9 protein-coding genes are annotated in these 5,872 nt (G+C 70.3%); all 9 read left to right on the top strand.

The features are described 5' to 3' along the window. Positions 1–430, top strand: a 430-nt coding sequence (locus tag ACWDS7_RS45950; RefSeq protein WP_451934429.1) for an RsmD family RNA methyltransferase, incomplete at its 5' end; no start/stop codon positions are given. A gap of 15 nt (positions 431–445) precedes the next feature. Next, entirely contained in the window at positions 446–922 is a 477-nt protein-coding gene (gene coaD / locus ACWDS7_RS45945) for a pantetheine-phosphate adenylyltransferase (protein WP_031158615.1), read from the top strand. Positions 923–988: 66 nt separating this feature from the next. Next, complete coding sequence (locus ACWDS7_RS45940; protein WP_451934428.1) at positions 989–1,543, top strand: YceD family protein; 555 nt, start codon at positions 989–991, stop codon at positions 1,541–1,543. A gap of 1 nt (position 1,544) precedes the next feature. Continuing rightward, positions 1,545–1,724, top strand: coding sequence for a 50S ribosomal protein L32 (gene rpmF, locus ACWDS7_RS45935; RefSeq protein WP_012894381.1), 180 nt, complete (start codon positions 1,545–1,547; stop codon positions 1,722–1,724). A 257-nt stretch (positions 1,725–1,981) separates the two neighbouring features. After that, positions 1,982–2,665 (top strand): ribonuclease III, encoded by a 684-nt coding sequence (gene rnc / locus ACWDS7_RS45930; RefSeq protein WP_306875551.1) that lies wholly within the window; start codon positions 1,982–1,984, stop codon positions 2,663–2,665. 19 nt (positions 2,666–2,684) lie between these two features. Next, positions 2,685–3,554: a bifunctional DNA-formamidopyrimidine glycosylase/DNA-(apurinic or apyrimidinic site) lyase gene (gene mutM, locus ACWDS7_RS45925; protein WP_306865080.1), complete on the top strand. Its 870-nt coding sequence runs from the start codon at positions 2,685–2,687 to the stop codon at positions 3,552–3,554. Then, entirely contained in the window at positions 3,551–3,826 is a 276-nt protein-coding gene (locus ACWDS7_RS45920) for an acylphosphatase (protein WP_306865083.1), read from the top strand. The genes mutM and ACWDS7_RS45920 overlap by 4 nt, the downstream gene beginning before the upstream one ends. Before the next feature lie 188 nt (positions 3,827–4,014). Continuing rightward, a complete protein-coding gene (locus ACWDS7_RS45915) occupies positions 4,015–4,209 on the top strand; it encodes a hypothetical protein (protein ID WP_012894377.1) in 195 nt (64 codons plus the stop codon). A 599-nt stretch (positions 4,210–4,808) separates the two neighbouring features. Further along, positions 4,809–5,872 (top strand): chromosome segregation SMC family protein (locus ACWDS7_RS45910; RefSeq protein ID WP_451934427.1); only part of this gene is annotated, 1,064 nt, incomplete at its 3' end.

Here is a 5,872-nt window from a genome sequence, read left to right as displayed (position 1 = left end):
GAGGGTGCTGGACCTCTACGCCGGCTCCGGCGCGGTCGGGCTGGAGGCGCTGTCCCGGGGGGCGGCCCACGCGCTGCTGGTGGAGTCCGACGCCAAGGCGGTCCGGACGATCAGGGCGAACATCGCGACCCTCGGGCTCCCGGGGGCCACGCTCGCCGCCGACCGGGTCGAGCGGGTGCTGGAGCGGGGCACCGAGGAGCCCTACGACCTCGTCTTCGCCGATCCGCCCTACGTGATGACCGACGGGGCGGTGGAGGCGGTGCTCGGGCAGCTGCGAGATCGCGGCTGGCTCGCGGAGGACGCGCTGGTCGCGGTGGAGCGGGAGAGCCGGGGGAAGGACCTGGTGTGGCCCACAGGATACGAAGAAGAGAGGGTCCGTCGTTACGGCGAAGCGTCCGTTTGGTACGGTCGCGCCGCCGGGAATCCATAGAGCAGGGGGTTCGCCTTGCGTCGCGTTGTCTGTCCGGGATCGTTCGATCCCGTTACCAACGGCCATCTGGACATCATCGGCCGGGCCTCCCGGCAGTACGACGAGGTCGTCGTAGCCGTCCTGATCAACATCGAGAAGAAGAGCCTGTTCACGGTCGAGGAGCGCATCGAGATGCTCCAGACCGTCACCAAGGAGTACGGCAACGTCCGCGTGGACAAGTTCCACGGCCTGTTGGTGGACTACTGCAAGCAGCAGGAGATCCCCGCGATCGTCAAGGGCCTGCGCGCTGTCAGCGACTTCGACTACGAGCTCCAGATGGCCCAGCTCAACTACCGGATGTCGGGGGTCGAGACGCTGTTCATGGCCACCGGCCCGGAGGTGTCCTTCCTGTCCTCCAGCCGCATCAAGGAGATCGTCCGGTACGGTGGGAGCGTGGCCGGCCTGGTCCCGGACCTCGTGCAGGAGCTTCTGGTCGAACGGCTCAGGGGTTAGCTCCTGGTATTCTCTTGTTTTGGCCTTGCACAACGGCGTTGATTCGCCATGCCTGATGAGAGCGGAATGACTCTGCACAGCCTCGATCCTCGAGCCCCCTGGGTGATATCCACCCACGATCTGGGCAGGCGACCGGGTTCGATGCTCCGGATCACCCGCACTCTCCCGGCACCGGCGGAGATCGGCGTTGAGATGATCGGTGTCCCCAAGGACGCCGATGTCGAGCTGGAGATCCGGCTTGAGGCGGTCATGGAAGGCGTGCTCGTCACGGGCACGGCGCAAGCCCCGCTGCGGGGGGAGTGCGCGCGGTGCCTGGAGCCGGTCATCTCGGATACCGAGGTGAGCTTCCAGGAGCTGTTCTTCTACTCGGCGGAGGATGCCGCCGAGGGTGACTCGATCCTCGACGGCGAACTGCTCGATCTTGAACCCACGTTCCGTGACGCGGTGGTGCTCACACTGCCGCTGAGCCCGGTCTGCAGTGAAGACTGCACGGGGCTCTGCGCGGAATGCGGGGTCAGGCTCGCGGATGCCGAGCCTGACCACGGGCACGAGGTGATCGACGCACGCTGGGCCAAGCTGCAAGGTCTGATTCCGGAACATAACAACGATCAGGAGAGCTGACGTGGCTGTCCCCAAGCGCAAGATGTCGCGGAGCAACACTCGCTCCCGCAGGTCGCAGTGGAAGGCCGCCGCGGTCTCGCTCGTGAGCTGCCCCCAGTGCCGCTCGCCGAAGCGTCCGCACGTGGCGTGCCCGACCTGCGGCACTTACAACCGCCGTCAGGTGATCGAGCCCTCCGCCTGATCGCATGCTGACCGACGGGCGCCGGCCGGGCCCTCCGGCCCGGCCGGCGTAACCGTCAGCACACCAATGCGATGGCGGTCCGCCCGCGGCTGTGGTGGACGCCGGGGTCCGCGATGACGCGTACCCTCCCGGCGCCCACCACGTCTTCGGGCATCTCTCGTCCCCCTTCGCCATCGCGCATTCGAACGAGAAACGTGCGAGGAGAAGACGTGGGTACGAGCGTTAAGCCAGTTGCCGTCGAGTCCGTCAGGGACGAGCTGGAGCGGGTCCTCTCGGTCCGGCTGGACGTCGCGATCCTGGAGCGGGCGATGACGCACCGCTCCTACGCCTACGAGAACGGCGGCCTGCCCACCAACGAGCGCCTGGAGTTCCTCGGCGACTCGGTGCTGGGCCTGGTGGTCACCGACACCCTCTACCGCAACCACCCGGACCTGCCCGAGGGGCAGCTCGCCAAGCTCAGGGCCGCGGTGGTCAACATGCGCGCCCTGGCCGACGTGGCCCGCACGCTGGGCCTGGGCCGGTTCCTGCGGCTGGGCCGGGGCGAGGAGGGCACCGGGGGCCGCGACAAGTCCTCGATCCTCGCCGACACCCTTGAGGCGCTCATCGGCTCGGTCTACGTCAACAGGGGGCTGGACGAGGCGTTCCGCGTGGTCCACCTGCTCTTCGACCCCCTCATCACCCGCTCGGCCTCGCTGGGCGCCGGACTCGACTGGAAGACCTCGCTCCAGGAGCTCACCGCCTCCGAGTCGCTCGGCGTGCCCGAATACCACGTCGAGGAGAGCGGCCCCGACCACGCCAAGTCCTTCACCGCCGTCGTCCGCCTCGGCGGCGAGGAGTACGGCTCCGGCTCCGGCCGGTCGAAGAAGGAGGCCGAGCAGCAGGCCGCGGAGGCGGCCTGGAACCGGATCCGCCAGGACCGGGACAAGCGCGAAGCCAGCTGAGCCGTTCAAGGAGGGGCGCATGCCCGAGCTGCCCGAGGTCGAGGTCGTCCGGCGAGGACTGGAGCGCTGGGTGTCCGGGCGGGTGGTCGCCCACGCCGAGGTGCTGCACCCACGGGCGATCCGGCGGCACATCCCCGGCGCCGAGGAGTTCTCCGCCCGTCTGAAGGGCCGCGTGATAGGCCCGGCCGAGCGCCGGGGCAAATACCTCTGGCTCCCCCTGGACGGCGGCTCCGAGGCGATCCTGGCGCATCTGGGGATGAGCGGCCAGCTGCTGGTGGTGGAGCCCGGCGCGGCCCTGGAGAAGCACCTGCGCGTCCGGATCGGCTTCACCGACGGCGGTCCCGACCTGCGCTTCGTCGACCAGCGGACCTTCGGCCACGTGCTGGTGACCGCGCTGGCCCAGGCCGGCGGCCGTCCGGTGCCGGAGCCGATCACGCACATCGCGGCCGACCCGTTCGAGGAGCACTTCGACGAGGAGCTGTTCGGCCGCCGGCTGCGCGCCAGGCAGACCGAGATCAAGCGGGCGCTCCTGGACCAGTCGCTGATCAGCGGCGTCGGCAACATCTACGCCGACGAGGCGCTCTGGCGGGCCCGGCTGCACGGCGCCCGGCCCACCGGGGCGCTGACCCGGCCCAAGATCGCCGAGCTGCTGGGCGCCGCCCGCGAGGTGATGGCCGCGGCGCTGTCGGAGGGCGGCACATCCTTCGACAGTCTCTACGTGAATGTCAATGGCGAGAGCGGTTACTTCGACCGCTCGCTCGCGGTGTACGGCAGGCGGGACGAGCCCTGCCGGAGATGCGGCACCCCGATCATCAGGGAGTCGTTCATGAACCGCTCCTCCTACAGCTGCCCCCGCTGCCAGCCCCGTCCGAGAAAGGCCCGGTCATGACGGAGGTCCGGTTGACCGCCTGGGCCCGGGGGCGGGTGCAGGGCGTGGGTTTCCGCTGGTGGACGCGGGCACGGGCGCTGGAGCTCGGCCTGGTCGGCTGGGCGCGGAACACCGCCGACGGGCGGGTGGAGGTCGTGGCGGAGGGTCCGGAGGACTCCTGCGTCAGGCTGCTGGAACTGCTCCGCGGCGGCGACACGCCGGGCCGCGTCGACGGAGTCGTCGAGCGCTGGAGCGAGGCGAAGGGAGGATCCACCGGTTTTGTGGAGCGCTAACCGTTCCTTTAGCTCCGCAAAATGGGGTATATTTTACCGTCGGGAGTGCCCACAGGTGCATCCGAGCGGAGCGTTCAACTTGACCGTCTCCCTCACCAGTGCGACTCTTGATAAGAACCACGCGCACCCCTCCCGCGGCAAGAAGTGCGCGAACCAGTCTGGTCACTCAGCGTGGAGGACCCTTAACCATGGCGAAGGCTCTACTCGGCCACGTCGGCGGTCCTGACCCTCGTATGGTCTCGGAAATGCGCCGTCTCCAGCAGCGCATCCGTGATCTCGAGGCAGAGCTCACCCGGCTCCAGGCCCAGAACGACGAACTCGCGGCCAGCACCCGTGATGAGGCGTTCACCCGCCTGCAGGATCGTGAGCCGGCCCTCACCTAAGGGGCCGGGACGAACACACTGTCCAGGGACGCCTCTCCGGGGCGTCCCTTGTCATATCCGTCGTCACCCGGGAGCCGTCACCCACGGACTCCCACGCGGTGCGAGGAGAGAGCCGACCGCCCCGGGAGCCTCCGGCGGCGGTAGGCCGCGTACCCAGCCACCCGCCAGGGATCATCGCCCTCGGCGGCGGCCGACCCATACCCGCAGGCGCCCGCCGGGGATCCCGCCTCCGGTAGCGGTCCGTCATGCCCACAGCGACCCGCCGGGGATCTCGCCTTCGGCGGCGGCCCTTCATGCCCGCAGGCGCCCGTAGGCGCCCTCACTTTGGCGGACGCCCCTGCCCACGGCCATCCGCCGGGGATCGCCCGGCCGGTGGCGGACCGGGTCCATCCGTCCGTGCGGGGCACCATGCGCGGTGCGGGGCCGCGTGCGCGTGGGGAGCACAGGCGGTGTACAGGCGAGCGCGGGTGAAGAACGGTAGTCTTCCCAGGCGGGCGGACCGGCTGTGCGACGGGGGAGGATCCCGGCCGCCGGCGCCCGAGCCGTGACGCCCGACGCCGCGGCCGAGGTGAGCGCACCGGGGAATGGGGGGTTCCTGCATGTATCTGAAGACCCTCACCCTGCGCGGGTTCAAGTCCTTCGCCTCGGCCACCACCCTCCGTTTCGAGCCGGGCATCACCGCGGTCGTCGGCCCCAACGGCTCCGGCAAGTCCAACGTGGTCGACGCCCTGGCCTGGGTCATGGGCGAGCACAGCGCGAAGTCACTGCGCGGCGGGAAGATGGAGGACGTCATCTTCGCCGGGACCTCCTCGCGGGCCCCGCTGGGCCGCGCCGAGGTCACCCTCACCATCGACAACACCGACGGCGCGCTGCCCATCGACTACACCGAGGTCACGATCAGCCGCCTGATGTTCCGGGCGGGGCAGAGCGAGTACGCCATCAACGGCGACACCTGCCGCCTGCTCGACATCCAGGAGCTGCTGTCGGACTCGGGCATCGGCCGCGAGATGCACGTCATCGTCGGGCAGGGCCAGCTCGACCAGGTGCTGCACGCCGGCCCGGAGGACCGCCGGGCGTTCATCGAGGAGGCGGCGGGTGTCCTGAAGCACCGCAAGCGCAAGGAGAAGGCGCTGCGCAAGCTCGACGCGATGCAGGCCAACCTGACCCGCGTCCAGGACCTCGCCACCGAGCTGCGCCGCCAGCTCAAGCCGCTGGGCCGCCAGGCCGAGATCGCCCGTAAGGCCGCCGTCATCCAGGCCGACCTCCGCGACGCCCGGCTCCGGCTGCTCGCCGACGACGTGCTCACCCTGCGGACCACGCTGGAGCGGGAGACGGCCGACGAGGCCGCCGTCCTCGCCCGCCGTACGGCGGTGGAGGCCGAGCTGGAGCAGGGCCAGTTCGCCGAGACCGAGCTGGAGGCCGCCGAGGCCGAGGCCCAGCCGCGCCTGGCCGCCGCGCAGGAGACCTACTTCCGCCTCTCCTCGCTCCGCGAGCGCCTCAGGGGCCTGGCGGGGCTCGCCGCCGAGCGGCACCGCCATGCCACCGACACCGCCGTGGAACGGCGTGGACGTGACCCGGAGGACTTCGAGCGCGAGGCCGAGGAGGTCCGGGAGCAGGAGCGGGTCCTCGCCGAGCTGCTCGCCGAGGAGCAGGAGACCCTCGC

This window comes from Streptosporangium sp. NPDC003464 (assembly GCF_053588315.1).
The sequence above is the reverse complement of the archived record's forward strand: the minus strand, read 5'-3'. Positions and strand labels throughout refer to the sequence as shown.

What these genes read in the sequence shown, in the direction of transcription:
- ACWDS7_RS45940 (WP_451934428.1), top strand. Translation starts at nt 989, where the DNA reads ATGACTCTGCACAGCCTCGATCCTCGAGCCCCCTGGGTGATATCCACC.
- mutM (WP_306865080.1), top strand. Translation starts at nt 2,685, where the DNA reads ATGCCCGAGCTGCCCGAGGTCGAGGTCGTCCGGCGAGGACTGGAGCGC.
- ACWDS7_RS45920 (WP_306865083.1), top strand. Translation starts at nt 3,551, where the DNA reads ATGACGGAGGTCCGGTTGACCGCCTGGGCCCGGGGGCGGGTGCAGGGC.
- ACWDS7_RS45915 (WP_012894377.1), top strand. Translation starts at nt 4,015, where the DNA reads ATGGCGAAGGCTCTACTCGGCCACGTCGGCGGTCCTGACCCTCGTATG.